We start from the raw sequence: 2,874 nt of genomic DNA, 5'->3' as shown, positions 1-2,874 counted from the left end.
CTGGTCTTGGCTGTCTATATTTTAACCAATAAATTGCTGTATTGCAAGCATAGTCAGCTTTTAAAGATAAATTATTGTTTTATTGGTCAGCAATAATTGTCTGTTTTTTCTTTAATTTTACATGACAAGTTCGGAAGAGCCGTTAGTAATCTTGGCACGTGTATCTGGTGTAACTTCATTGAGTCCATCGATGGCAATATAAATTGCACCGCTATAAATCAGATTTTTGAGAAAATTAGGATCTTCTTGGACGCAACCATGCAGTTTAGCTTGTATTGCTTCCATTACCCCCTGATGGCATTTTATGGCAGGTAAGTAAACAGTAATTTGCTGAGATTGTTTCACTAAATGACGCAAAAACATCGATTTACCTAATCCAGATTCTCCTTCTAGGACGATTTGCCCTCGAATTTCTGGGATGGCTTCTCGAATGGGTTGAGCATCTATTTTTCCTTGAAACTTTACATCTGAATCAGCGAAGTAAGCTTTGGGATTAAAGTCATCTAAATGAGCATCTGAAAGCAAAGATTCTTTGAATGGAGAAAACAGCCTAGCTCGTAGGAAGGGAACCCAAGTGAGAGCGAGTCCGACATAACCTAGCCCAGTGATACGCCGCAACCAAGGATTCCAGAAGAATATAGCCTGAATCTGAGGAGATTTGGGGTAGGCAAAGACTAATGCCAGCCAAAAAATCCCATGTATTACCCAGACATTTCTGATATTAGAAAACCACTGTATAGCTTCCGACATGAGCCAGGAGTTCTTTTCGCTCTTTAGGGAGCTTAGAGACCGACTCGCAGCACGCTGCTCATCATCAAAACCCGAATTTTCTAGAGATTTTTCTATAGTCGATACAGTATCTATAGCTTCGTTAAGTTGCTTGAAGTAAAGAATTTTGGACTTGAGATCAAGAAGTTTTCCCTTGTGGGAACGGGATTGAGAAATCTTGTCCACATGGGCTTCAGCAATGCGTGACAGAGCAAGAGTAGCTTGATAACGAACCCCTTCAGGTTGATTCTTGTCCTCAACTAGCTTGCTCAGGCTGGTGACTGCGGCTTTAGCCTCGAATCCAATACGCCCTATGGCAATAGCAGCTCTCCTGCGAATTTCAGAATCGTCAGAATCGTCATCTTCAAGGGCATCAATCAGTGGTAGCACTGCATCTTTAGCCTCAGAGCCAATGTTTCCCAAAGCATCGATGATACTCCTGAGAACTTCTGGTTTTTCATTGTCCTTATCCTTGAGAAGCTGAACCAGGATAGAGACCGCAGCTTTAGCCTCTGCCTTCATCCTTACCAAGGCTTGGACTGCGCTCTGGCGAACGGCTAGATCCTCATTCTTTTTCTCAAGAAGCCTAGCTAAAGGAAGGGCTGCATCTTTAGCATCAGAACCAATCATCCCTAGAGCCTCAGCAGCATTCTGGCGAACTTTTGGTTCTTTATTGTCTAAGAGCTTAACTAGGTCAGGTACTGCGGCTGAACCCATACGCCCTAGTAAGGTTCTGGCACTCCAGACAAGGTTTGTATTTGGCTCTTCATTCTCAAGGACTTCAATCAGGTAAGGCACCACGTCTGAACCACATTTGAGTAGAACCTTAAAATGGGAGGAATCAGAAATAGATGCTTCCAGATGTTCCCTGATTTTTTCTCTATCAGTACACAACTCTTGTGTCCGACCAATAGTCGTTATAAGTATTGGCAGAGCCAAGCTTAGTATGAAAGCCACAGAGAGATTTTTCCAGGTACGCCTAGGCATGAGTCTGCTCCCCAAAATCCTGACCTTTTAGACTGATCTACAATTATTCCCTGCTCACCCCCCCAACCTCTTCTCGCACCCCTCACACTCCCAAGCTGCTTCAGTGCCATCCCTGCCACCAAATAGCAGCCATCCGTCATATCTAAACTTCCCTCCAAATGACAAAATACTTGACCTAATGTAGTTTCAGCGATTTCATCTGTAAAATTGTTCTTTAAGAAACCATGCCAAAATGCTCTGGCCTATTTCTCCCTTATTCATCCATCTTTACTCTATCCCCGATAATCTTAACGAATCGGGCTACTTTCATAAAATTTAATGATTAGCTGGTAATAGATTACAGACAATTGATAGCAAGTATATCCAGCGATCGCTAAGGTGATTAACAGTAAAATTGTAATCTTATCGATTTTAACCGTGCCACTATCCCAAGGAATAGATTAGATTTCTCGAAAAAACAGACGCGGGAAAATTACCGATCGCACCGGAACTTTTCCCTATAGCGGTCAGCGATCAGCTATCGACTTAGAAACCGTTCGCTCTCTAAAAAAAACTCGCATTAACCTGATAGGAGATCAAATCTCCCTCGACAAAGAAACTGAGGCCGTAGCGACCCGGTGTTAAATTGAGAGACAGTCGGTCGCCGTATTCAACCGAACCGACGACGGTGGCGACACCCTTACTATCGAATCGTACTAACTCGGTGATCACGTTGGGGTCGGTGGCGAGTTCCAAACGAAGGTTACGCGAAGTCCTGAATTTGAGTCTGTCCACACTATCCCAAACGCCGCGACAATTAGTTTCCCCTAAATGACCGTCAACGCCGAAGCTTTTTCCCGTCCTCGCGGTTCCCAGATCGATCGCCCCGCCCCATTCCCGACTCAGATCGCGACGGGCATAAATCTCGCCGTCCATTCCAGTAATGATGTCTCTGTTCATAGTTTACCTCCAGGAATTTCTCTATCTCTACAGATCAAACCCACATTCCGCACCCTAAGTGTCACAACGTCTCAAAAGAGGAAGATGCCTGAGTCAAAATACTTATCTAGAGGAGTGAGTTGGCGGCAAGCTGCCACCAACTAAGCCGAAAATTTCAGGGTTCCCCCAGTCATTCTCAAT

2 protein-coding genes are annotated in these 2,874 nt (G+C 44.1%); both read right to left on the bottom strand.

Translation table 11 applies throughout. The features are described 5' to 3' along the window. Positions 1–117 precede the first annotated feature (117 nt). Entirely contained in the window at positions 118–1,755 is a 1,638-nt protein-coding gene (locus IM515_RS08085) for a HEAT repeat domain-containing protein (RefSeq protein WP_287629128.1), read from the bottom strand. Between the two features lie 543 nt (positions 1,756–2,298). Next, entirely contained in the window at positions 2,299–2,694 is a 396-nt protein-coding gene (locus tag IM515_RS08080; protein WP_287629127.1) for a hypothetical protein, read from the bottom strand. Between the last annotated feature and the right edge of the window lie 180 nt (positions 2,695–2,874).

Origin of the sequence: Microcystis sp. M44BS1 (assembly GCF_020244875.1) — a bacterium.
GTDB classification, from domain to species: domain Bacteria; phylum Cyanobacteriota; class Cyanobacteriia; order Cyanobacteriales; family Microcystaceae; genus Microcystis; species Microcystis panniformis.
Note: the sequence above shows the minus strand (reverse complement) of the source record. Positions and strands in the feature narration are given on the sequence as shown.